Below are 22,270 nucleotides of genomic sequence, written 5' to 3' on the forward strand. Positions count from 1 at the left end.
TTTGAGCAAGGAAACGAAATTGACGACTGCACTCACGACATCTGAAAAGCGAACACTGGAAGCCTGCGAACTCGACATCGAGAAAGGCGCCTCGATGGTTGGCCGGGCGATGCAAACAATTCGCGACGACCGTCTCTACCGGGCGACTCACAAGACGTTCGAAGCATACTGCCAAGAGCGGTGGAAGATCTCACGGCAGCATGCGCACAACAAGATTGCTCACACTGAAGTCGTGGCTGCAATCACCGATCAGCTTCCAGAAATGTCAACCATGGTTGACAAAATCCCAGAGCGGGCGACGCGTCAAATTCGCGACCTGGAGCCCGAACAACAGGCGAAAGTTATCGAGGTTGCCAGCAAGCAGGGAACGCAAGTCCCGACATCCAAAGCGGTTGCGTCGGCAAAGGAGCAACTTGAAGACTTCCTTGAGGGCGATGACGAGGAAGAAACGGAAGAGGCACCGTCACCGTCGATCATTCTCGATGACTGCAATCGATCGGTTCCGGACCACCTGTCTGCCCACTACGAACTTGGTGCTCGGATTGCCAGTTGTGCGAGAACCTTAGACGCAACCCTTCGCGAATTGAATGAACTCGGCAAGCTTCCCGGCTCGGAATTCCTTCACGTTGCTGATCTGGAAACGCGACTGCGAGCGGCGAAGAAGGAGATTCGTGACAGTCGCTATTGGACTGCCTGCCCTCGGTGTGATGGATCTGGCAAGTGTGACCTGTGCGGCTTCCGGCGATTCATTCCGGTCTCGTCGAAGGGTCTGCTCACTCAGCCAGAAAAGGATGTCTTGAAGTGCAATTGAATCAACGGTTGATGTTTGAAACTCCCAACGTCAAGGTAGCCGACATCCCAGCAGAGGATAATGTTGTTCTCAGGTGCTACCAAGAAGATTCAAAGGTTGCGATTTTTCGTGAGTTTGATTCTGGTGTTCAGACAACACTGCTTGTCCTTCCGACTGGAACCGGGAAGAGCGTTGTGTTTAGCGCAGTAATTGAAGAAGAGGCTAATTCTGGCGGTAGAATCCTCGTCTTAGCGCACCGGAGAGAGTTGATTGATCAGGCAATTGGTCACGCTAAGGCGGTCGGTCACTTTGCCGGGAAAGAGATGGGGACAAGCTACGCTAATCGCCAACGGGTAATCTGTTCTTCCGTTCAGACATTAAATGGGAAAAGAGATTGTAGATGTTGCGATGGCAAGGAGTGCGAGCGGTGCGGCGGTCGTGGGAAAATATGGAGAATGGAACGGTTTGACCCTTTCGAGTTCAGCCTGCTTATCATCGACGAAGCTCATCACGCGACGGCAACAACATATAGGAGAGTAATACAGCACTTCACGAAGAATCCAAACTGTAAAGTGCTCGGTGTCACAGCAACACCGAGGCGGGCCGATAAAGTTGGGATGCACAATGTATTTGAGTCATGTGCGTACCAGATGGATCTAAAGACGGCGATAGATCAAGGGTGGCTTTGCCCGATCAGGCAGACGTTTGTTCAAGTCGCCGGATTGTCTCTCGAGAACGTGAAGACGAAAGCCGGTGGCGATCTTTCTGATAGTGGCGTTGAAAGGGCATTCCTCGGTGACACTGACGAAGAACAGGAAGAGCGGTTGCATGCTGTCGCTGGTCCGTTGGTGGAAATCGCACAGGGTCGGCAAACGATCTTGTTTGCGTCGGGTATCATTCACGCGATCAATCTAACGGCAGCCCTGAACGCTTATGACAAAGTGACAGCAGAATGTGTTATAGAGTCGACAGATAATGATGAGCGCAAGGCGATTGTTGACCGCTACAATTCCAAGGAAACACAAATCCTTGTCGGTTGCGAAGTGTTTACGGAAGGCTTCGACGCACCGGGAACTGAGATCGTTGCGAATGCCAGGCCGACGAAGAGTGAGTCCAGGTATCTACAGAGAATCGGTCGAGGGACGCGAACCCTTCCCGGTGTTGTTGACGGACTGGACACAGCAGAAGAACGAAGGGCGGCGATTGCAGCATCTGCGAAACCTTACGCGCTCGTGATCGATTTCGTGGGCGATTCCGGGCGGCATAAGATCATCAGCACTGGTGATGTTCTTTCCGGTGAAGATGTCTTTGAGGAGGATTTACTTGCGGCGATCGAGTACGCAAAAGAATCCAAATCTGCGGAAGACATGGAAGAGCTCATTGAGAAGATGAAGCAAGCTCGCGAAGAAAGGGAGAAGCGAAAAGAGGAAGCTCGACAGAAACGATTGAGCACCAAAACGAAGGCTAAAGACCTTGATTACGACTCAACTGACATCGATCTGTTTGGTGGGGAAGGGTTCGATCCGTTCAAGGATTACGAACCGCAATGGGATCAGGCGACGCAGAAGCAGGTTGACTTCCTGATGAAACTGGGAGTGAGTCCGGAAACCGCAACCGGATATAGCAGGTCACAAGCGGGGGCAGTGATTACTCAACTGAAAAACGCAAAAGGGAAAGACTACCGGATTACATTCGGGAAGTATAAAGGCAAAAGACTTGGCCAACTTCCCGCATGGTACATCAGTTGGATCAAAAGCAAAAACATCGGTGGTGATCGGATGGCAGAGCAAATTCGAATCATGGAGGTCGAGAAATCCGCGAATCAACAGGTGATCTTTTGATGATGTATTCTGTCGAATTAACTGTTGAGGAGTGGCGGGAAATCTGGAAAGCCTGCGATCGGGGCGATGAGATGGACACCCTGTTACGAACGACGATCGTGGCGGCTGTGGAGATCGGACAACTCAATCAAAGTTTTCCTGAAAATGCCTGGAAAAGGTTAATCCAAGTCTCCCAACGGCATACGTCAAAAGAGGCAATGAATCGGTCCTGGTCGGCACAAATTTTTAACACATAACTTCACTTGATCCACTACACTATCTGTTCTTGAAAGGTATTAGCGCATGGCTCAGGGTTTTAAGACTCCGTACAAAGACTTGGCAGCAACACTGTCGGGTGACGAGAGAAGGTCTCTCGAAGACGACATCGCAATTCATGGCGTGCTTCAACCGATCCTGGTTGACGAAGAGGACAATATCCTCGATGGTCATAATCGGTATTCAGTTTGCAAGGATGTCCCATATCGCGTCGTGGAGGGTTTGACGACGGACGCACATAAAAGAGCGTTTGTTCTTTCACACAATCTGAAGCGACTGCATCTAACACCAGAGCGTAAAGCTGAAATTCGCCAGCGAATGCAGGATGTTGCCAGGAAGCTTCGCGAGGAAGATCCCAAAAAATGGACGCAAGAACAACTTGGGAGGTTGTTCGGGGTGAGCCATCAAGCGGTTGAAAAATGGCTGGATATTAACAATGCAACTGGTTGCAAAGCTAATAAACCAGACGCGCGACTAAGCATTCCTCGTGAAGCAAAACAGGAAATCTTCCAGCGGGTTGACAAAGGCCACAAACAATCGGACATCGCTGCAGATTTCGGCATAAGTCAAGGTAGAGTGAGTCAGATTGCACGCCAAGTGAAGGCGAAGAAAGAGGCGAAAAGGAAAATCGAGGAGATCACCGCAAACGAGGTTAAACAAAGCTTCGGCAAGCTTTACGATGTGATCGTAATTGATCCTCCTTGGCCAATGGAGAAGATCGATCGGGAGGTTGCACCAGATCAAGGCGGGTTCGATTACCCCACGATGAGCGAAGAGGAATTGTCTGGGATGGTCATGCCAGCGAGGGCAGATTGCCACCTGTGGCTCTGGACGACCCAAAGGTTCCTTCCAATGTCGCTAAGGTTGCTTGGGGAGTGGGGGTTCAAGTATGTCTGCGCGTTCGTCTGGCATAAACCGGGAGGTTTTCAACCAATCGGCCTTCCACAATACAACTGTGAATTTGCGATCTACGCGAGAAAGGGGGCGCCAAGGTTTGTTGATACAAAAGCTTTCAACTCATGCTTTACCGCTCCTCGAGGCAGGCATAGTGAAAAGCCAGAAGAATTCTATGATGTCGTGCGGCGTGTTACCGATGGTGATCGAATTGACATTTTTAATCGGCGTTCCATTGACGGATTTGATGTATGGGGGAACGAGGCATGAGCAAGTTTCCCACAAATAAGCAATGGTCCGACCAGTTCATTCCCCACATCAAGATGTGTCTTGGTTTCTGTTTGTCGTCTATTGCAGATTGGGAAGAAGACGCGAAGCGAAACACCGACCTTTTCGTGATGCGAGCGGCAGATGTTCGCGTCGGGTGTCGTGTTCGTAGGATGAAGTATATTAGCCGAAATTCGGAGTTTACGGTTCGCTTCCGTGCGTCCAATGGAGGTAAGTCTGAATTTGGAAAGATTCTCGAGGGGTGGGGTGAGCACCTTTTCTACGGGTTTGGAAGTGATGAAACTCAACTGGTTGAGCAGTGGTCGCTTATCGACCTGTCAGTGTTTCGCGGACATGTCACGAGGCACATGAGCACGCATGGTGGTGAAATCCCAGGGAAGTTGATCGCAAACAGAGGAAGCACGCCAACGCAATTCCGTGCATTTCGGTTTTGCGATTTCCCAAGCGACTTAGTTACCCAGTCGTCACACAACCTACCATTTGAAATTCAGAGTAAGGTATTAGCACATGGCTTCATTTAACAAAGTGATTCTTGTCGGCAACCTCACCCGCGATCCACAGGTGAAATACACAACCGGCGGTTCGGCGGTTGCGGAAATTGGATTGGCTGTGAATCGGACGTGGTTCGACAAGAAGACCGATCAGAAGAAAGAGGATGTCACTTTCGTTGATGTCACCCTGTGGGGCCGGCAGGCGGAAGTTGCTGGCGAATACCTCGGAAAAGGACGTTCTCTACTGATTGAAGGCCGATTACAGCTTGATCAGTGGGAGGACAAGGAGACGGGCAAGAAACGATCCAAGCTGCGAGTCATCGGCGAAAACATGACGATGCTTGGCAGCAAAGGTGGGTCAGGCGGGGGGGCAAGCAATCAAGAGGGTGCGTATCCCGCAAACTCAGCGGCTACTGATGAGGAAGTCCCATTTTAAGCGTCGGTACAATTGTACCGAACCACTGAATTTGTTCGTGCGGCGTCGGCACATTCTCGCCCTGAGGGGCACGACGCTTATCTGCTCACGATAATAGAGGTGAGACATCACAGCTCTCAGGCGGTGTTCGACGTCCGGTCTGAGGTGAGCTGGTATCAGCAGTGTGACGCGGCGTAGGGGTTCTTCGAGTCTGACCGCGTGAAAAATAACGAGACTTGACGGTGCAATGCCTGAAGCGAAAGCGGCGGACAAGCATTCGACTCTGCCTTTCCGGTGGGGTCGTTGCGCCTTCGCTCAGCAACAGACAAGCGGGACGAATGCAAATGAATAAGCAAAGAACAGTTCAACTGCTGCAACTGGGAATGATGCTAGCAAACCCGTCATTGGGAGCCGACGTTGAAGCGCAATGGATCACGGAAACCGACATCGCGGAAGTGGTCGATGCTGTGAAACAGATTCATGCTGACACCAACAACGGGGCAATGCGCGAGCGACTTAGATCGTGGCTTAACAGGTTCGCCGGTGTCTTAGCGTTGAACGATGACGAGAAGGTGCAAGCTGCGATCTTCCGGACGGTGCGACAGAACGGATTCCGCAAGACTGTCGAAGCGAAGTTGCGGACGATCCAGACGGGTTCTGGAAAAAGTGAATTGTCGCTCGATTTTCTAAAGTCTGTTCATAAAGACGTTTCCGCATTATGTAGCCTGTTGAGCAGTGAATTACAGAAATCTGATATTGATCCCAAATCCTGATTTAGCTACAATTCACCGAACTAATTCTTTTCCCCTTCTTGGGTGGTCGGAACCGCCGACCCAGCCTCCCAGACAATGGTTGAGGCTGGAGTAATGAATAAGAGTGTTCTCCAATGGGGCTTGAGCTACATTATCCCCATGCTTATCGCCCAAATGGATGTTGAGACATCCCGTAAATTCGTCGATGACTTGATCGATGTTCTTGAGCGATACACCGACAAGACGGCTCTTGAGGCGGCTGTCGATCATGTTCGCGAAGTGATTGGCATCCCGGACGACATCGGCGGGGATGAAGACTAATGTCTTACGTCGCCATCTTTCTCTTGGTTTCTGGACTGACTGTTGTTGCGTATCCGTATGTCTCGGCATGGATGTCGGGGCTGCGGACGCAGACGACTACGAAAGGTCGCGTTACTGTGGTTCCAGGAACGATTAAGTTCCCGGCGATGACATTAACCCGTGGTGAGGCGTGTGAGTTCCGGGACGAGCTTGACGACATCTTGAAGCGGGGTGAGTGACATGTTTGTGGTGCTTCTGTTTTTTGTGCTGTGATTCACGCTCTTTTAGCCGTTGGGTTCCTCTTGAGGTTTGAGTATGCAGATTGCTTTTGGGGTGTCTTCTTTTGTGCCTGCTGTGTCACAGGGGGGTGTGGCTGCCCACATGGCGAGTGAACAAGAACAGTCACAACCCCAAGCCGTCGCGGTGTCTGCGATTCGGGGTGTTGAGTTCGGGGAGGCTCGGTGATGCTAGCTTCATTGATCATCGTTTCTGTCAGTGCATGTATCTTGGCTGTTATTGCGATTCGCACAGCTTGTGAACTTGGAGTGGTAAAGGCAGACCGGGACCATTGGAGGAAATCCGCGAACGGCTGGGAGTCTCACTTTAATTTTGTGAGCGTTGACCAGAAAGACACACAACTAAAATTGCGAAAGCAGATTGCGGAACTGAAAACCGAGAAAGATGACTGCGGGAACCACATTGTGGAGCTTGAAGGCGAGATTGAATCGCTAAGTCGAAAGCTCTCAGGATCCGAAAGGGAATGTGGGTGGTGGCGGTCACGGTTTGAGGTATGCATGAATTTCGCCAGTACCACCATTTTTGAGTACCATAAATTGCAGGAAGAACTATCGAAGCTAGGTAAATTCGAAGAGGCATCCGAATGACCTCCCGAACAATCGGCCTATCTCTGATCGCAGCATCTGCCCTTCTGTGGGCATCGTCAACGTTCGATCTGCCTGAGATCTCTCTGCCATCATTCACAACGCAATCCGTATTTGAGCAGTCTCTGAGAAAGAAGCTTGTGATTATCGCTGATGACGTGCCTGAACTCTCAGCGGTTCAATTATCGACGCGGATTCGTCAGGCGTACGAGGCGAGTGCAGCGGAAGATTATCAGGCGACATTGTCCGGTGAACTTGGCGAGTTGAATGACGATGACTTCGACGGGATTGCTGGTGTTCTGAATGGGAGGGCTAGTCGATGATGTGGCTTATGTGCAGTGTCTCAGACGGTCAATTATCAGACGAGAAGGCTGTTAGCTATATGGATTGTAACGGGACGATGTTTGACGGTTTTGCAAAATCATCAGATATTCGCCAGATCCAATGTTTGCCGGATTGCCATGTCGTTCGCGTGGAAGTCTTGAAAGACGCTGGTGATCAAAGTTTAGTTCGATTGGTAATGGATAATCTTCGGGACGCAAAGTTTGCGATTGCGTCAAAAGATGATCTCTTCACGGATGACGAGGTTTCGGGAAGCGCTCCTGTAAGATTGCAGAAACAGGAGGCCAATCGATGATCCACACGAACGGTTGGCGTTACGATCTTGAAGACAAGGCCTTTCTCGCACAGGCAACAGCGGAACCGATCCCGCGATCATTCTCTGCGGCTGCTCTACCTGATGAGGTTCGACCGGATATTGGACCGGATCCGCATCGGTTGGAAAATCAATCTTCGATGGGGAGTTGTCAGGGTCATGACATCGCATCATGCATTGAGGACTTAATGTGGGTTGCGGGTGGCGGGAATAGAATCCAGCTCTCGAATATCTTTGCTTATCTGGCAACTCAGAAGATTGACGGGCTCCTCGGTAGTGACCGTGGTTCGACGATCTCAGGCGGCGTGAAGCTTGCTCAGAATCATGGTGTTTGCTCTCTTGAGTATGCCCCTTATCCGAACCCAGTGAGGTATCCCGACGATCGCGAGATTGCTCGCATCTTGAGTCCTGAGAATTACGAAGCGGCCAAACCCTATCGGATCAAGAAGACCTACGGAATTCGCAGTTATGACGATGCTGTGAAATGGATTGGCGGCGGTGGTGCGATCAGTCTGGGAATCTCTTGGCCTCCCATATTCGCAGTGAATCCTGAAGGTCGCAAGGTCGCCAGACGGGCAGCGGGGAGCGGTGGCGGTCATGCGATTGCTGTGATTGGTTATCGAAAGACGGGGAATCTGATCGTCGCGAACTCACACAACTATTGGTTCGAGATTCCTGCCGACGTGTTCAATTCGATGTTGAGGCAGCGGTATACAGTCGCGATCGGCGTGAGCGATATGGCAGAACCAGCACCACGCAAGGTGAGTCAGGTTAAGGAGTCATTGGATCAATGGGCAGACGATGCCGTTGATGGATGGGAATCGGAATCATGAATACAAACCAAATCGGAATCACCCTCTGCCTCCTAGCCTGCACAGCATGGGGATACACGCTCAAGCAACACTCCGATCAGCAGGAGGCAGCTCGCGAACTTGACGAGTTGAGTGAAGCAACCTTGTCCGACGTTATCAACCAGGAACCCGGAGAGGAGGTGGTCGAAGAATCTATTCCCAGTGTAACGCCATTCGCTGAGGAATTTCGTGAACCAGTCGCAGTGCAAAGTCGAACCTTCTCAAGCCTTCAAGATTACCTGGAGGATTCTGACTCGCCTCGGCTGGTTATTTTCACAGCTTCGTGGTGTGGGCCTTGCAAGGTATACAAAGCTCAACTTGGTGACATGAGAGACGCGCCGCAAATCGAATTTATCGACATTGACGAGAACCCGGATATGTGGCGATTGGGTCAGCGAGCAACAGGGAAGAATGCCGTTCCGTTGACGTGTTGGATGCAGAATAGGCGTGTTGTTCATTCGCATTTGTTGTATTCGAAACAGCAGTTGATTGAGAGGGCTGGTGAATGAGTGAAAAGCCTGTGACTGTCGATGATGTTGTCCTCGAGTTAAGAGAGCATCCCGGAATGACTTGCACTGAACTTGGCGAACGTCTTTGGAGAGCAAAGGGTCGGCGTCGCAATGTAAACAGGCAGAGCTACGCAAGGCCAGCCGGTAAGCTTGTCAAAAAAGCCATTGAGATGGGTCTTGTTACTGAATCTTTAACGACTCCCGTTCATGGTGATATTTCTCGAAGAGTATTCTTTGCGAAAAAGGCATCCAAATGAACAATCCAGTCGCCTATCTGTCAGCAGTCGAGGAGCTTGACGAATGGCTCGAGAGTCCGATTGCTGGTCGATATGGCTCACCAACACCCCAGACCATTGCGATTGAATTACGCGGCCTGTATCGAGCGATTATCGACGCAGGTGGCAATGCTCCGTCTCTGTTCAAGCTCCGCCGACAGCTTGGGCGGAAGGCGGAACTTGTTGGCATCTCGGTCACTCAAGTCTTCTTCCTGATTCGATTGGCATTTGAGATTTGGAAGTTTTTAAGGGCGTATAAGAGGGGTAGGAAGAAATGAGCATTGGGTCGTTTGCGGTGTAATTATAGATTGCAGAACTGCGAGAACGGGTAAAGGGCATAGAAGAGAGGATGGGTGCAAAGAATGAACAAGACAACCGGAATCACAATTGATCACACAGGTAGGATTACAACTAAGAGTAAAAAGAAATGAACGAGGCATTGAAGAAACTAACCGGCCAAGACTTCTGGACAAAGTTTGCAGCGTGGCTGTTCAATCAAGGACTGGCAACGATCCTGCTTTTCGGGATCTTGTACACGATTTACAGCTATGGCCCGGCGTTCAACAACATTGAAGAGCAGCAGCACACAAAGCAGATGGAATCGATCGCGAACAGTGTTGAATCTGTGGTTGAAGAATTCCGAGCCGATCAGGAGCGCGACGCAGACCTCTTAGACCGCATCTTACTGAGGGCGGAAGTTGCTGTTGACGACGAGGAGAAGCCTGTTGTTTACACGTCGAAAAAGAATGAGTCAATCAGAGCGGCGAATTAACATGAGTCGATTTGCGTTTGTGTTTGCGGTGTTGTGCCTCACGGGTAGTTTCGTGCAGGCGCAAACGACGTTGTATAGCGATTCGTTTACGAACGATGGTTCGGCTGTCAATCTGCCATCGTGGGACACTGTTGAGAATGGCGGTGTTTGGTGGAACGATGGAAGTGATTCCACGCCGTGGGTCACATGGAGCGGTACAGATTCGGTTGCGCATCATTCGCTTGATGCGATTGTTCCAGGCTCCGAGCATTCGGGAATTGATTTTGGTGCGGCAGATGTCGACATCACATTTGAATTCAATTATGGGACCGGAACAACGGCTTCATACGACAGTATCTTTTGGATTCGGGCGAACTCAGATCGATCAGAGGCGTTGGGGATTTATCACAGTGTCGTGGACGACGAGTTCACACTTGTTGATGAAGACGAGGTGGATTTAGGTGAAACTCCGGTCGCGTCTGGTCTCACGACTGCGAACACTTACTATACAATTCGCATTTTGTTGTCTGGAAGCAAAATTAGCTTGTGGGTTGATGATGTCCTAAAAATTGACGAGTGGGATAACTCCACCTACCAGACGAACACTTACTTTGGATTTCACGCAATCAGTGGTGGTCGACTGGATGATTTCTCAGTTACGGATGTCGTCACTTCTGGCATCTCCATCGAAGTCCACGGCGATGAGATCGTGGATGCAGGCACAGAAGACACTGGTTCAGTCCCACAGGGATCTTGGGTGACGGTTCCGATCGAAATGATTGGTGTTTCAGCCTCGACGGTCACAGTCAATAACTTCGCAGTGTCCGGCGATCTACTCTTTGATGATTCGGACGATTTCTCGTCGTTCACGCTCGACCAGGATGAGACGAATAAGATTCGCGTGAGGCTCTCAGCAGCGACAGCGGGTAGTAAAACGGGGACCGTGACTGTCACGTATAACACCACGGAAAACTACACGATTAACGTCGACTGGACCGTCGTAGCCAAGACGCCTGCGAGTGACGTGGCCTTAACGAAAGGCGGTGGCGGGAGTGCCCCGACCGACCCAACGCGGACATCTTACAAGCCGGGCGGGATGTGGACACAAGTTCCATTTGCTCAAACCGTATGGGCGGATGAAACGACCTATATCGGCGTGATTGCCATGCAGGAAGGTGGGATTGAAAGCGTTGATTTTTGGTGGAACGGCAACTCGGTCACCGTCAACACGATGACGACTCACGATGGGATCTCAGCATATTACTGCGCCATTTCTCCGAACGCTGCGAGCGGCAACGAACAGATTTACGCGACAATCAACGCGGCCGATCCGTATGCCCAAGAAAAGGTTTTAGACGATCCTTTCTATTTCACGATCTTCGATTCTGCGACTGTGAACGAAGTCCATGTAGGCCGGGGTGATGCCAGCGCAGGATCGGGAACCGAAGGCGACCCGTACTTGTCGCTGCAGTCAGCGATTAACGATTTATCACTCACCGATGGTGGGATCGTGACTATCCATGAAGGGACTGTTGATTGGCCTTACACCGCAACTCCCAAGGCGAATAGCGGCGTCTTCTGGCTTCGAATGGCAGAGGGTGAAGATCGCTACAATGTTGTGAAGAACTTCACGGGAACAGCGTCTACGAGTATCCGGCTGAGTGTTGAACGTCTTAAAGTCTCTGGTATTGAGTGGGATACAGCGAACGCGGCGGTTTTCTACAATCGAGGGGTATCAGGATATTATACGGTATGGGATGACATTCATGTCGGAAATTCGGATGGGCGATTCACACTTGTGAACGGGAATCACTTGAACACTGGTTCGATCGGTCGGGCAGCGGGAACGACTGACAAAGACGGATTTCAGAATTGTCGTTTTGTGGACACGTACCAGGGGACCACTGGATTCTATTCAATTAACGATTACGTTGAACGGGTTCTGCGAGACCATTCGACGTGCTGGAGCGTCGCGAACATGGTGAGTCGCCGCGGGGATTACGACTACCTGCGAGACAATCTTGCAGCACTCACAATCACTTACAGTGGCGGGGCCACAGCAACCTATAACTTGACGTCCACCAACGCGGGGAGTTCTCGTGATTTAGTGCTCCTGGAAGATGCTTCACCTGTCTTGACAATCAATCTAAAAACCAGCAGCTCGGCTGTCGTAGACACCGACGACGCTGATGGCGAGATTGACGCTCATACGATCGCGCAGGTCGTTTCTGCGATCAATGCCACTACGGACTGGTCTGCCTCAATTGACACGGACTACACCAGTGCAGCCGCAGACCGACAGCTTGATGCCACTTACCTCAAAATTGACGCACACTTCTCAGCAGTCACGGGTGGGGCGATTCCTGTTGATTTGTATGTGGCAGCGGACCTACATGTAGACGGAATTCAATCAAGCTACGGGACAGGGGTTGCATACAACCGCTTCTATTACAACTGCGATTTCGACAACAACCCGGCAGACATGGTCGCGACATATGGCAACAACGAATCGGACATGCAGGGACTGTTTATCGTCGGCACAAATGGCGGTCATACGGACGGTGGCGCGTATTTCATGCACTATAAAAACGTAGATGCGGACAATGCTTCGCAGTTCATCGGGGAGATGGACAATTTCAATATGATGTTCTGCACGTTCGAAGGTCCACAAATTATGTCACCCCGAACAGACAAAGTCGGCAATCAAGAGTACATCCCCACCAATGTCGTCTTTAGGGGGAATGCGTTTTTACATCTCGACAACTGGGAAGATCAGTTCGGCGGGGAGTTGTATTTCGCCAACAATTCACAAGTCACTGACGACTGGTCAGCGATTGGGTACAGCAACACGCAATCAGCCAACGTCGCAGCTTGGGATCTCAATACTGACGGGACAGTTGGCGATTCATCGACATTGTTGGACCGCTCACTGAACGGCACTGCGTATCAAACGCTGTGGCCGAATGGTGATTCGATGGCCTCTGATGGAAGCGATCCAATTGGAGCGTGGCCGCCTGAAGGGGGGGTGACGCCAACGCCTAACGGAGACGATGACGGAGAAGAGAGCCTGTTGTTGCGGTTTGCCCAGAGAACCTGGCGTCCACAGTGGCGTAGAGATATGTCTTTACTCAGGAGTCAACAATGAAGCGGAATGTGTTATCGATAATGTTAGTTGCTGTGCTGTGCTGTGCATGGTTAACGGCGGATGTGCCCGACCCTCGTAAGCCCGGGGGGAACGTGGGACGGTCCACATTTAAGGTAATCTGGCTATATGAGGACGATGACTATGAGATCGACTTCAGCGGGAATAACAGTTCACCCATCACGGCGGGGCGGTCGACCGCGATTATGAACACAGGTGAGAGTGGAGTGACGATCGCCAATGTGCAGGCTCTGGCGCCTAATGATGAGTGGGTCACGATTGAAGATTGGAACGATGGCAGCACGATGGTGATCGCGGCGAACTCATCGAAGCGTCTCGGTTTAGCCACGTACCCCTACGATCAGATTCGGATTGTAGTGACCGGTGGGGCGAGTGGTCTCTATGGAATGGGTGCGGATTGATCGCGGGTCCTCCGGTGGAGGGGGTACTCCCAAGGGTGAAGCCATCGCCGCAGATATTTTCACGGACAGGACTTTGAATTCTGACATCACCACCACAAAAGGCTCTTTCGAGCTTCTCTGCGAAGAACCAGTCCGAGGCAGCAAGGTTCTTTGGTGTCAACCGACGAACCATCATTGAATGGATACAGGAAGGATGTCCGGGGTCGCGGGGTGATTATCCACTCGACGCGATGACGAAATGGGTCCGTCAATACAAACCGCTCAGGGGTGCTGTTGCTGACCCAATGCTCGACGACCCGGGTGATTCGGACAACCTGGAGAGGTATCGAGGAGCACGAGCAGATCTTGCAGAACTTGACCTACTGGAAAGGCGCGGGGAACTGGTCGATGTCGCGAAAATCAACGAAGCCTGGAGTGCTCGCATCGGTCGATTGGCAGCTCTGGCGGAATGGTTAGATCGACGGTTTGGAGTCGACGCGGGGGATATGGCTCGAGAGGTGTTTGAGGATCTGAGTACGGAGGTGATCGATGAACTCGGTGGCGACGCTGAATAGTGAGCAGCGATTCATGGCGCAACTGTTCCGTGCGTCTCGTCCTCGGAGGCTTCGACCGTTTTCTCAATGGGCAGAGTCGGAGATTCGTCTTCCTTCTGGATTACATGAGGGGAAACGCTATTCAACAGACAGATTGCCGTTCACAAAGATGCTTCTGGAAGAATTGGGGAAGTGGAAAAACCATGTGATTGTTGGTCCGGTACAGTCAGGAAAGTCTCTTCATGGGTTTATCCTTCCATCTCTCTACTTCTTGTTCGAGCGTCAGGAGAACGTGATCCTTGGTCTTCCTGACCTCAATATGGCGGGACACAAATGGGACAAGGATATTCGTCCTGTGATTCAGGCAAGTCGATACAAACGATTCCTACCTGAGTCGGGGCAAGGTTCAAAACAGGGTTCAAAGGTGACTTCGATCACCTTCGGAAATGGTGCGGAACTCACCTTCATGGGTGGTGGCGGTGGTGACGGGCAACGGGCCGGGGCCACGACCAGAATACTCATTGTCACCGAGACAGAGAAACTCGATGAAGTTGGGGCAAAGTCAAAGGAGGGGCAAACAAAAATCGATCAGCTGATTGCGAGAACTCAGGGATTTGGGGACGAGGGACAGTCATTCTTTGAGTGTACGGTGACGACAGAAGACGGGTTCATCTGGGATGAATACTGCAACGGAACACGTTCCAGGTTATTCCATCTCTGCAAAGCCTGTGGTGAGTGGGTGTCTCCGGAGAAGGAACATTTGATTGGTTGGGAAGACGCAGAGAACGAGATCGACGCTCATGAAAATTCTCGATTCTGTTGCCCCAATGAGAACTGCGGAATTCTCTATACCGATGAAGATCGTAGGCAGATGAATCAGGATGTTCGTCTTGTTCATCGTGGTCAATCCATTAATTCCAAGGGGGAAATTGTTGGAGACCCTCCAAGAACGAACACCTTGGGGTTTCGCTGGAGTGGCTTTCAGAACGGTCTTGTGAGTCAAGGCTTCTTGGGACGTAAACTGTGGCTGGCCATGCAATCCGACGACGCCGATATCAAGATGCGAGCCCGAGATCAACAAGACTGGGCCATCCCTTCTCCGGACCCCAATGTTGAAAAGGTGGATCTTGATATCGCTGTAGTGCGGGGCTCGCACCCCAATTTTCTGAAGCGCTGCAACGGGATTCCTCAAGGGGAACTCCCGAAGGACTGTAAGCACATCACTGCGGGAATCGATGTCAGTCGACGACTGCTTCAGTGGGGGGTGGAGTGTCAGAACGGACAAACGATTCATTGTCCGGATTACGGGTTTCATCAGAATCCGAATCTGGATCTTGTCGCTGATGAAATTGCCATCGAAGACGGTTTGCGAGAGTTGACTTCCGCCCTGCTCGAGAAGTATCCAAAACTGTCTCGTGGTCTCATCGACGTGGGAAACTGGATGGAAGACCTCTTGAAGATCATTCCGACGCTGCCGGGTAACGTCGGAAAGCCGGAAGACTTCTGGACGTGGCGACCATCTCATGGACTTCCTAAGTACATTCATCCACTGAAAAGTGAACACGACAAAACAAAGATCCCCAAGGATGGAACCCGTCACTGGTATCAATCGAAATATCAGGCGAAAAGTCGACGGCTTTGGGTGTTTAACTTTAACGCCAACTTCATCAAGGGGCGTGTTCATCGCGGTTTTCTCATCAAGCCCTTCGACGATGAAGGAAATCCGTCTCCCGGTTCGGTCACGCTGTTTGGAACCAATCCAGAGATTCACACTCAGTTTGCCCGGCAGATTACAGCGGAAGAGTATCGAGTCGAGTTCAAACGCGGACGTGGGAACGATCCCAAGTGGTTCAAGAAGCGACGCGACAATCATATGTTCGATGTGGCGGTTCTGAACAATTTGGCACGTTCGATTGTCAAGTATGAACTGGAGAGAAACCCACCGCCTCCAGCCAATCCGACTCAAGTCGCTCCTGCGAGCAGCTTTGTCCGGTCGAAGCCAGGAGGATTCGTCAGGAGGCGACGGTCATGAAGATCACCCGATTAAACATTGAACGTCGACGAAGCTACACGTCCACCAGTCAACTTCTGATGCTCGGTTGTAGCCCCCAGTGCCCGCGTTGTGGCTCTATGTCGGAAATTACCGGGAGTCACCTTGTCGATGAGGAAAGAATCCGTGTTCAACAGAGAAGATGCCGGGCGTGTCACCACACGTTCCAGCTGAATTTTCCTGAAGACTCCAATTGATTGGAGTCGTGATCTGAATCGGATCGGTCCGCGTGGCGATACTGTCCACATGCCACGATCGAACTCCGAACGACTGACTCTTCTCCTGACGACTCGCGACGCGATCGATGATGCCCTTGCTGCATCCTCCTCGAGTGCCGATGTCGTTCGATACCGGATTGGGGACCGCGAAGTTCAGAGAAGCCGATCGGAAGCATTGTTGGAACTGGAACGACTTGAAGACCAGATTGCTGATCTACAGCTTCGAATTCATGGACGCATGCGGAACAACGTCAATTTACGGAGGTCGACATGATCTCCAACCTGATTGACCGATTCGCCAAAGCTGTCTCTCCGAAATGGGCATCGGGACGCGAACTTGATCGACGGCGCGGTAAGTTCCAGATGGAGATGCTGGAACAAGCCGAAGTCCGGATGAAACGAACCTGGGACGGGGCCGATACCGATCGTGTCCGTGGTTCCAGTTGGATGACTCGCAATCTGTCGACTGTCTCGGCTCTTGAAGAAGATCTTCAAAGCCTGCGAGACCGATCAGAAGACCTGTTTCACAACGACGCCTACGTTGCTTCGGCGGTGAATGCCCGCGTTGATAACGTGATCGGTCGGGGAATCCGGTTTCAGTCGCGAATCAAGCCGTTTGGCGACGTGATTTCCGAGAATGATTCCGATGCCCTCAATCGTCATATCGAACAAATGATGATGGAATGGGCGCGGGCGGAAAACTTCAACAGCAAACAACGGGAACTCGAACGGTCGATCGCCATTTACGGTGAAGCGATCGCGATTCTTTCACACACATCACGCATGGGCATCACTCGCACACTGACGGTGATGTCTCCCAAGCGACTGCAGACACCACACACATTGATTCACGATCCGCTTGTCCGTTTGGGGATTCGCTTCTCGGATGAATCCTACACCACTCCAGTCGAATACTACTTTCGCAGAGTGGACGAGCATGACACTCACCTCGTTTCAGAGCAGTTCTTCGCTGTTCCTGCCGAGCGGGTGCTCCATGTCTTTGAAAAGTTGACACCGGGACAAATTCGGGGGGTTCCCTGGGTGAGCCCGGTTCTAAACAGCCTCAAGGACATCAAGGATCTTAAAGAGGCGAAGTTAATCGCCGAACAGGTGGCATGTTGCACTGTCGCGTTCATTCACACCGAAAACCCCTATGAGCGGGCGTTGGGCGCTGCCAGTTCCACGAACTCAGCAGGCCAGCGAATCGAAGAGCTTTACCCTGCACATGTCGAGTACCTGAAGTCTGACGAAAAAGTGACGTTCGTTGATCCGAATCGTCCGGGTTCCGGGATGGAAGCCTACATCGACGGAGAACTTCGCGGCGTGGCAGGAGCGTTGCGGATTCCGTTTGAACTGCTGACTAAGAAATTCTCCAACTCATTCGCGGGTGGCCGATTGGCGCTCGCAGATGGCAAGTTGTCGTTTCAGTGGTGGCAGAAACAGATCATTGATGGACTGCTCACACCGCTCTACCTGGCGATGCTCGATGACATGGTGATGTTTCAACAGGTGGGCATTCACCCATCTGCGTGGCGAGTCTGGAAAGAACGCTATCGGCAACATGCCTGGATTCCTCCGGGATGGCCATACGCGGTGAATCCGCAACAGGAAAACAACGCCGATCAGATCGCGATTGATGGTGGGTTTGGAACACTGACCAAGGCACTTTCCGATCGGGGCGAAGACGTCGAAGAGACGATGGACACCCGTAAGCGGGAACGTCTCTATCAACTGGAGTGCGATGCCGCTGTTGAAGAACGACGGCAACAACTCGCCACGAAACTCCAAGACCCCGCGTTCGGTTCACCCGATTCTGTGAGTCCTGAAACAGAGACAGAAGAGGTTGAAGAGGAACTGGAAGAAGAGGTGATCGATGGCTGATGTGGAAGTCCGAATCACCAGTCAGGCTGCAATCGGGGAAGATCCGAACACGCTCGAGTATCTGGTTCAACAACTCCGTCAGGCTCCCAGGTTTGATCGGATTGTTGTACGGATCAATAACGCGGGCGGGAACCCTCAAGAAGCGGTCGCGATGTTCCACGAGCTTCGGCGGCACGGAGTCAAAGTCACGACCATTGTGGAAGGGATGGCATTCTCAGCGGCGTCACTGTTGTTCATGGCGGGCGATGAACGCCTCATGAATCGTGGTGCAATGCTCATGATCCATCAGCCTTCAATTGCGATCCGGGGAACAGCGTCGGAACTCAATCAGGCAGCGAGACAGCTTCGCAAGATCCGGGGGGAAGTCTCCGGGATTTACGCCAGTCATTCGAAGAACTCTGAAAAGTCCGTTCGTCGGATGTTGTCCACAGATTCCTACATGACCGCTGACGAAGCGGTTTCCAACGGGTTCGCGACGGGAGTTCTCGAAGCTCCTGCGATCGCAGCCTGTGTTGATTTGAGTCAGTTTCGGGATGTTCCCGAGGCCGCGTTGTCGCTGGTGTCAGCGGCGGAATCAAAAGAAGAGAGGCCAGTCATGGCAAATTCAAACACACCGGAGACACCAGTCGTGAACCCGGAATCGGGAACGACTCCCGAAGTCACTCAGCCAGTGACCAGCGCTGTTGAGAAGCCGGAAGCACCAACGCACGTCACGATGACAATCGAAGAATATGAAGCGTTCAAATCGAAGAACGTCGCGCCGGAACCAACGCCTGTTGTCCCGGAAGTTTCTCCAGCGATGTCGAGTGATGATCGCCTCATTGATGTTCGCCTGGCTGAACGTAGCCGCGTCTCAGCAATCACCACGATTTGCCAGATGGCCCGCGTTCCAGATGCTCAGGTTCAGCAGTACATCGACGGAGACAAGACCGTCTCGGAAGTCTCGATGGAACTTCGCTCGCAAGCGGTTCAGAACACTCCACCGGTCCCCAACGCACCGGGAACCGAACAGGATGAGAACGAAAAGTACCGCAAAGAATACCGGGATGCAGTCTCTTCGGGCGTGCGAATGTCGACCGATGAAGATTCGTTCATTCAGTCTCGTCGAGTGAGTGACGGCAAGGAACTTTTGGGCGTTCTCGGATAACCGTTTGAGCGAGTCAAGATTCATTCACAGCAGCCTTTGAAAGGAACAATCCAATGGCCGCAGTTACAGAAAACAAAATCATTGTCGCGAGTCGACACCACGGTTCTCGCGTGGGCTACAAGGCCGCTGCAGAATACCTGTATGCGGGAACCCTCGCGTTTTTGGATGCGACAACAGGGTTCCTGACCGGTAACGACAACGCTGGCGCTAATAAGTTGGCCGGAGTCGTGGCCGAAGAATGCGATAACTCCGGAGGCTCAGCGGGAGATCTCTCGTGTGAGGTCTACACCCGAGGTGAATTCGAGCTTGTGGGTTCCTCATTCGCTCAAGGCAGTGTGGGCGACAAGGTCTACGGAATCGACAACTACACGATTCAGGCTTCCAGTTCGTCTGCCACGTTGGTCGGTCACGTCACTGAATTCATTTCCGCCACGAACGTCATGGTCGATATCGCCGCTGGCGTGCTGGCCTAGTTTTTCCACTTGATTCCGGGGCGTTCGTTCGCTGGCCGGTTTGACTCTGAAAGGCAAGTCTTATGGCTCTCAATCTCGCGGCGGCAACAGCGATCGTTAACAACCTGACCGCCACATTCGATGCGTCGGCCCGTGCGGCCAATCCATTCTATCCAGAGATCTCATTCACCCGTCCTTCAACTCGCAATGAGGAGAAGTATGGATGGGTGGGAGACTTTCCCGGAATGCGGGAATGGCTGGGAGAACGAAAGTTCAACGAACTCCGCGCAGCCACGTACACACTGGAGAACAAGCACTGGGAAAGCTCCATGTCGATTAAAAAGACCGACATGGAAGATGACAATATGGGGTTGTATCCCGGCATCATGCAGAACCTTGGTGCCGAGGCGACCCATCACCCGGATGAACTGTTCGTCACAGCTCTTGAGAACGGGGAAACCGATCTTGGTTTCGATGGTCAAGCGTTCTTTGACACGGATCATTCGTGGGGAAGTTCCGGGACACAATCGAACGACCTGACCTACAACGCTTCCGACCCTGACGCGGTGACCGATACGGAATTCCTCGCAGCCTATCACCAGGCCCGAACGGCATTGCTCGGATTCAAAGGTGACAATGGCAAGACGTTCGTTCGTCCTGTTGTGCGTGGACTGGGGAATCTGATGATTCTGGTCCCACTGGAACTCGAAGTGGTCGCACACAAAGCGATCCAAAGTGCGTTGCGTGGCGGTGGAGACACCAACATCGTTTTGGATCAGCCGCAGATTGTGGCAATTCCTGGGCTGACCAGTGGCCGCAAGTTCTACCTGTCTCACAACGACTCTGGAATCATGCGTCCGTTCGTGTTCCAGCCTCGTCAGCCACTCAGCCGACAGGTCAAGGGGCTCGATGACATCGAATTCAAGGAAGCCAAGTTCATGACCGAAGCCCGATACAACATCGGGTATCTGTTCTGGTTCAAAATGACTTTGACAACCTTCACATAATCCAGTCCACGGTGAGTCCGGAGCGGGTTCGCTCGCTCCGGCTCCCGTTTCCAGAACTCAACAGGGAGTGATCCAGATGATTGTGACAGCAGGCCCACGGGCCGGGAAGAACGGGTTCAGCTTTCGGGTTTCAAAGGATTTGAAAGTGAAAGCCCCCAACGGAAAACAGGTTGTACTTCCAGAGAAAACAGATGAAGACAAAGCTGTTTGTGAACTCGCAAAGCGGTATGTCTCCGCAAATTTTCTGACGGAGGTGACCAAAGAGTCACGATCCAGTCAGAAGTCAGAATCCAAGAGTGAATCATGAGCCTCGAAGATCTGATCGCTGCCGACGCTGAGAGTCTGTTCATTCAGGATGCAGACTTCGGGGAAAGCGTCACATTCGCCGGAAATGATGCCGCGGATGTGACGTTGACGGCAGTGGTCGTGATCGATCGAGCGTTGCGTGATGCGTCAGGAACGACGCCGACTCTCTGGACGGGGGAGATCATCCTCAAAGCGAGTCAACGGGATTCGATCGTCGTGGATGATGGTCCTTTGTTGCTGGTGACTGTTCGGGGTGATTCCTGGCGAGTCACAGATGTCGGAGAGCCTGACAACGGACTCGTTCGCGTGGGGATTCAACGGGAGCTTCCGGAGCATTCGAACGCGATCGATTTGCAGGGAGTGCAACATCATTATGGGTAAGACGGTCACGGTCACGATCAACGTGGACTTCGATGGTCTTCTCGAGGACATCGAAGAGGCTGTCGAGGCCGGAATCGAAGCGGGAGTGGAACACGGTCGACGTGAACTCCTGCAACGGATTCCGGGAAATCGACAGCGGACCCGACGACACGTGATCGCCGAGTCCGACGCCACAGAAGGTGTCTTCGGGGTCCGTTTCCCTCCGGGGCGACGGTACGAGACACAGGGAACTGAGACCAAGCGGATTATCGATCAGGCGTGGAGCAGCATCGCAGCAAACACGCAAGACGTGATTGAGCAAACTATTCAACAGGAGATGCCACGATGACTGTCTATGCAGGAGTCGACTCAATTTTGCAGGTGACAATCGCAGCGTCACTCACCACGATCGCCGGTATTCGTGATATCGAATTCGATCCCGGTGAAGTCGAGTTAATGGAGATCGATGATCTCGCTTCGGATTACGTCGACCGGGCTCCGACCGGACGTGCGGGAGGTGGCACCGTGACCGCCGAATGTTTCTGGGACCCCGCCAACGCCCAGATGCAGGCCCTGCACACATTGTGGAACACGCCTGCGGAAGAAGACTTCTCGATCACCTGGTCGACAACAACCGAGTCGATCGCGTTTAAGGGGATCTTGACCAAGATTCCGATCAGTGCCACGCGGACCGATCCGATTACCACCGCTCTGGAAGTCGCTGTGTCGCAGCGACCAGTTCTGAACGAGTCGTAAGCCTCTCGAAATTGATTCACTTTTGATCCCTCGAATTCCCGGTTGAGA

General features: G+C 52.1%; 27 protein-coding genes. All 27 read left to right on the forward strand.

The genetic code is table 11. From position 1 onward, the window contains the following. The first annotated feature begins 19 nt into the window (after nucleotides 1–19). The 27 genes from KOR42_RS02750 (at nucleotide 20) to KOR42_RS02880 (ending at nucleotide 22,222) form a co-directional block, all read left to right on the forward strand. Nucleotides 20–811, forward strand: a complete 792-nt coding sequence (locus KOR42_RS02750; RefSeq protein WP_146507083.1) for a hypothetical protein — start codon at nucleotides 20–22, stop codon at nucleotides 809–811. A gap of 11 nt (nucleotides 812–822) precedes the next feature. After that, complete coding sequence (locus tag KOR42_RS02755; RefSeq protein ID WP_231740872.1) at nucleotides 823–2,631, forward strand: DEAD/DEAH box helicase; 1,809 nt, start codon at nucleotides 823–825, stop codon at nucleotides 2,629–2,631. Then, nucleotides 2,631–2,867, forward strand: coding sequence for a hypothetical protein (locus tag KOR42_RS02760; RefSeq protein WP_146507085.1), 237 nt, complete (start codon nucleotides 2,631–2,633; stop codon nucleotides 2,865–2,867). The genes KOR42_RS02755 and KOR42_RS02760 overlap by 1 nt, the downstream gene beginning before the upstream one ends. 46 nt (nucleotides 2,868–2,913) lie before the next feature. Beyond that, nucleotides 2,914–4,050, forward strand: a complete 1,137-nt coding sequence (locus KOR42_RS02765) for a Spo0J and IME4 domain-containing protein (protein ID WP_146507086.1) — start codon at nucleotides 2,914–2,916, stop codon at nucleotides 4,048–4,050. A 525-nt stretch (nucleotides 4,051–4,575) separates the two neighbouring features. Beyond that, nucleotides 4,576–4,995, forward strand: coding sequence for a single-stranded DNA-binding protein (gene ssb / locus KOR42_RS02770; protein ID WP_146507087.1), 420 nt, complete (start codon nucleotides 4,576–4,578; stop codon nucleotides 4,993–4,995). 323 nt (nucleotides 4,996–5,318) lie between these two features. Next, entirely contained in the window at nucleotides 5,319–5,747 is a 429-nt protein-coding gene (locus KOR42_RS02775) for a hypothetical protein (protein WP_146507088.1), read from the forward strand. A gap of 93 nt (nucleotides 5,748–5,840) precedes the next feature. Then, nucleotides 5,841–6,047, forward strand: a complete 207-nt coding sequence (locus KOR42_RS02780) for a hypothetical protein (protein WP_146507089.1) — start codon at nucleotides 5,841–5,843, stop codon at nucleotides 6,045–6,047. Beyond that, entirely contained in the window at nucleotides 6,047–6,265 is a 219-nt protein-coding gene (locus KOR42_RS02785) for a hypothetical protein (RefSeq protein WP_146507090.1), read from the forward strand. The genes KOR42_RS02780 and KOR42_RS02785 overlap by 1 nt, the downstream gene beginning before the upstream one ends. 641 nt (nucleotides 6,266–6,906) lie before the next feature. Further along, nucleotides 6,907–7,230 (forward strand): hypothetical protein, encoded by a 324-nt coding sequence (locus KOR42_RS02790; RefSeq protein WP_146507091.1) that lies wholly within the window; start codon nucleotides 6,907–6,909, stop codon nucleotides 7,228–7,230. Next, nucleotides 7,227–7,544 carry a hypothetical protein gene (locus KOR42_RS02795; RefSeq protein WP_146507092.1) on the forward strand — a complete coding sequence of 106 codons (318 nt, stop codon included), beginning with the start codon at nucleotides 7,227–7,229 and terminating at the stop codon, nucleotides 7,542–7,544. Before KOR42_RS02790 ends, KOR42_RS02795 begins: the two co-directional genes overlap by 4 nt. Beyond that, nucleotides 7,541–8,395 (forward strand): C1 family peptidase, encoded by an 855-nt coding sequence (locus tag KOR42_RS02800; protein WP_146507093.1) that lies wholly within the window; start codon nucleotides 7,541–7,543, stop codon nucleotides 8,393–8,395. Before KOR42_RS02795 ends, KOR42_RS02800 begins: the two co-directional genes overlap by 4 nt. Further along, nucleotides 8,392–8,922 carry a thioredoxin family protein gene (locus tag KOR42_RS02805; RefSeq protein ID WP_197440804.1) on the forward strand — a complete coding sequence of 177 codons (531 nt, stop codon included), beginning with the start codon at nucleotides 8,392–8,394 and terminating at the stop codon, nucleotides 8,920–8,922. The genes KOR42_RS02800 and KOR42_RS02805 overlap by 4 nt, the downstream gene beginning before the upstream one ends. Before the next feature lie 253 nt (nucleotides 8,923–9,175). Then, entirely contained in the window at nucleotides 9,176–9,475 is a 300-nt protein-coding gene (locus KOR42_RS02810; protein WP_146507095.1) for a hypothetical protein, read from the forward strand. Between the two features lie 149 nt (nucleotides 9,476–9,624). After that, complete coding sequence (locus tag KOR42_RS02815; RefSeq protein WP_146507096.1) at nucleotides 9,625–9,969, forward strand: hypothetical protein; 345 nt, start codon at nucleotides 9,625–9,627, stop codon at nucleotides 9,967–9,969. A 1-nt stretch (nucleotide 9,970) separates the two neighbouring features. Then, the gene (locus KOR42_RS02820) at nucleotides 9,971–13,093 is read left to right on the forward strand and encodes a hypothetical protein (protein WP_146507097.1); all 3,123 of its coding nucleotides are present in this window, start codon (nucleotides 9,971–9,973) and stop codon (nucleotides 13,091–13,093) included. Beyond that, nucleotides 13,090–13,512: a hypothetical protein gene (locus KOR42_RS02825; protein WP_146507098.1), complete on the forward strand. Its 423-nt coding sequence runs from the start codon at nucleotides 13,090–13,092 to the stop codon at nucleotides 13,510–13,512. The genes KOR42_RS02820 and KOR42_RS02825 overlap by 4 nt, the downstream gene beginning before the upstream one ends. 230 nt (nucleotides 13,513–13,742) lie before the next feature. Beyond that, nucleotides 13,743–14,066 (forward strand): hypothetical protein, encoded by a 324-nt coding sequence (locus KOR42_RS02830; protein WP_146507099.1) that lies wholly within the window; start codon nucleotides 13,743–13,745, stop codon nucleotides 14,064–14,066. Then, complete coding sequence (locus tag KOR42_RS02835; RefSeq protein ID WP_146507100.1) at nucleotides 14,041–16,077, forward strand: terminase gpA endonuclease subunit; 2,037 nt, start codon at nucleotides 14,041–14,043, stop codon at nucleotides 16,075–16,077. Before KOR42_RS02830 ends, KOR42_RS02835 begins: the two co-directional genes overlap by 26 nt. A 264-nt stretch (nucleotides 16,078–16,341) precedes the next feature. Further along, entirely contained in the window at nucleotides 16,342–16,587 is a 246-nt protein-coding gene (locus KOR42_RS02840; protein WP_146507101.1) for a hypothetical protein, read from the forward strand. Continuing rightward, nucleotides 16,584–18,194: a phage portal protein gene (locus tag KOR42_RS02845; protein ID WP_146507102.1), complete on the forward strand. Its 1,611-nt coding sequence runs from the start codon at nucleotides 16,584–16,586 to the stop codon at nucleotides 18,192–18,194. The genes KOR42_RS02840 and KOR42_RS02845 overlap by 4 nt, the downstream gene beginning before the upstream one ends. Continuing rightward, nucleotides 18,187–19,341, forward strand: coding sequence for a head maturation protease, ClpP-related (locus tag KOR42_RS02850; protein WP_146507103.1), 1,155 nt, complete (start codon nucleotides 18,187–18,189; stop codon nucleotides 19,339–19,341). Before KOR42_RS02845 ends, KOR42_RS02850 begins: the two co-directional genes overlap by 8 nt. A gap of 53 nt (nucleotides 19,342–19,394) precedes the next feature. Next, nucleotides 19,395–19,814, forward strand: coding sequence for a hypothetical protein (locus KOR42_RS02855; RefSeq protein WP_146507104.1), 420 nt, complete (start codon nucleotides 19,395–19,397; stop codon nucleotides 19,812–19,814). 62 nt (nucleotides 19,815–19,876) lie between these two features. Beyond that, nucleotides 19,877–20,800 (forward strand): Mu-like prophage major head subunit gpT family protein, encoded by a 924-nt coding sequence (locus KOR42_RS02860; RefSeq protein WP_146507105.1) that lies wholly within the window; start codon nucleotides 19,877–19,879, stop codon nucleotides 20,798–20,800. A 76-nt stretch (nucleotides 20,801–20,876) separates the two neighbouring features. Beyond that, nucleotides 20,877–21,107, forward strand: coding sequence for a hypothetical protein (locus tag KOR42_RS02865; RefSeq protein WP_146507106.1), 231 nt, complete (start codon nucleotides 20,877–20,879; stop codon nucleotides 21,105–21,107). Further along, complete coding sequence (locus KOR42_RS02870; RefSeq protein WP_146507107.1) at nucleotides 21,104–21,487, forward strand: hypothetical protein; 384 nt, start codon at nucleotides 21,104–21,106, stop codon at nucleotides 21,485–21,487. Before KOR42_RS02865 ends, KOR42_RS02870 begins: the two co-directional genes overlap by 4 nt. Beyond that, nucleotides 21,480–21,815 (forward strand): hypothetical protein, encoded by a 336-nt coding sequence (locus tag KOR42_RS02875; protein ID WP_146507108.1) that lies wholly within the window; start codon nucleotides 21,480–21,482, stop codon nucleotides 21,813–21,815. Before KOR42_RS02870 ends, KOR42_RS02875 begins: the two co-directional genes overlap by 8 nt. Continuing rightward, nucleotides 21,812–22,222, forward strand: coding sequence for a phage tail protein (locus KOR42_RS02880; RefSeq protein WP_146507109.1), 411 nt, complete (start codon nucleotides 21,812–21,814; stop codon nucleotides 22,220–22,222). The genes KOR42_RS02875 and KOR42_RS02880 overlap by 4 nt, the downstream gene beginning before the upstream one ends. Nucleotides 22,223–22,270: the final 48 nt, after the last annotated feature.

Source organism: Thalassoglobus neptunius, from assembly GCF_007859735.1.
GTDB classification, from domain to species: domain Bacteria; phylum Planctomycetota; class Planctomycetia; order Planctomycetales; family Planctomycetaceae; genus Thalassoglobus; species Thalassoglobus neptunius.

Bases quoted from the DNA above. Each gene is read 5' to 3' on its own strand.
- KOR42_RS02755 (WP_231740872.1), top strand. From the start codon at position 823: ATGTTTGAAACTCCCAACGTCAAGGTAGCCGACATCCCAGCAGAGGAT.
- KOR42_RS02760 (WP_146507085.1), top strand. From the start codon at position 2,631: ATGATGTATTCTGTCGAATTAACTGTTGAGGAGTGGCGGGAAATCTGG.
- KOR42_RS02765 (WP_146507086.1), top strand. From the start codon at position 2,914: ATGGCTCAGGGTTTTAAGACTCCGTACAAAGACTTGGCAGCAACACTG.
- ssb (WP_146507087.1), top strand. From the start codon at position 4,576: ATGGCTTCATTTAACAAAGTGATTCTTGTCGGCAACCTCACCCGCGAT.
- KOR42_RS02775 (WP_146507088.1), top strand. From the start codon at position 5,319: ATGAATAAGCAAAGAACAGTTCAACTGCTGCAACTGGGAATGATGCTA.
- KOR42_RS02780 (WP_146507089.1), top strand. From the start codon at position 5,841: ATGAATAAGAGTGTTCTCCAATGGGGCTTGAGCTACATTATCCCCATG.
- KOR42_RS02785 (WP_146507090.1), top strand. From the start codon at position 6,047: ATGTCTTACGTCGCCATCTTTCTCTTGGTTTCTGGACTGACTGTTGTT.
- KOR42_RS02790 (WP_146507091.1), top strand. From the start codon at position 6,907: ATGACCTCCCGAACAATCGGCCTATCTCTGATCGCAGCATCTGCCCTT.
- KOR42_RS02795 (WP_146507092.1), top strand. From the start codon at position 7,227: ATGATGTGGCTTATGTGCAGTGTCTCAGACGGTCAATTATCAGACGAG.
- KOR42_RS02800 (WP_146507093.1), top strand. From the start codon at position 7,541: ATGATCCACACGAACGGTTGGCGTTACGATCTTGAAGACAAGGCCTTT.
- KOR42_RS02805 (WP_197440804.1), top strand. From the start codon at position 8,392: ATGAATACAAACCAAATCGGAATCACCCTCTGCCTCCTAGCCTGCACA.
- KOR42_RS02810 (WP_146507095.1), top strand. From the start codon at position 9,176: ATGAACAATCCAGTCGCCTATCTGTCAGCAGTCGAGGAGCTTGACGAA.
- KOR42_RS02815 (WP_146507096.1), top strand. From the start codon at position 9,625: ATGAACGAGGCATTGAAGAAACTAACCGGCCAAGACTTCTGGACAAAG.
- KOR42_RS02820 (WP_146507097.1), top strand. From the start codon at position 9,971: ATGAGTCGATTTGCGTTTGTGTTTGCGGTGTTGTGCCTCACGGGTAGT.
- KOR42_RS02825 (WP_146507098.1), top strand. From the start codon at position 13,090: ATGAAGCGGAATGTGTTATCGATAATGTTAGTTGCTGTGCTGTGCTGT.
- KOR42_RS02830 (WP_146507099.1), top strand. From the start codon at position 13,743: ATGACGAAATGGGTCCGTCAATACAAACCGCTCAGGGGTGCTGTTGCT.
- KOR42_RS02835 (WP_146507100.1), top strand. From the start codon at position 14,041: ATGAACTCGGTGGCGACGCTGAATAGTGAGCAGCGATTCATGGCGCAA.
- KOR42_RS02840 (WP_146507101.1), top strand. From the start codon at position 16,342: ATGCCACGATCGAACTCCGAACGACTGACTCTTCTCCTGACGACTCGC.
- KOR42_RS02845 (WP_146507102.1), top strand. From the start codon at position 16,584: ATGATCTCCAACCTGATTGACCGATTCGCCAAAGCTGTCTCTCCGAAA.
- KOR42_RS02850 (WP_146507103.1), top strand. From the start codon at position 18,187: ATGGCTGATGTGGAAGTCCGAATCACCAGTCAGGCTGCAATCGGGGAA.
- KOR42_RS02855 (WP_146507104.1), top strand. From the start codon at position 19,395: ATGGCCGCAGTTACAGAAAACAAAATCATTGTCGCGAGTCGACACCAC.
- KOR42_RS02860 (WP_146507105.1), top strand. From the start codon at position 19,877: ATGGCTCTCAATCTCGCGGCGGCAACAGCGATCGTTAACAACCTGACC.
- KOR42_RS02865 (WP_146507106.1), top strand. From the start codon at position 20,877: ATGATTGTGACAGCAGGCCCACGGGCCGGGAAGAACGGGTTCAGCTTT.
- KOR42_RS02870 (WP_146507107.1), top strand. From the start codon at position 21,104: ATGAGCCTCGAAGATCTGATCGCTGCCGACGCTGAGAGTCTGTTCATT.
- KOR42_RS02875 (WP_146507108.1), top strand. From the start codon at position 21,480: ATGGGTAAGACGGTCACGGTCACGATCAACGTGGACTTCGATGGTCTT.
- KOR42_RS02880 (WP_146507109.1), top strand. From the start codon at position 21,812: ATGACTGTCTATGCAGGAGTCGACTCAATTTTGCAGGTGACAATCGCA.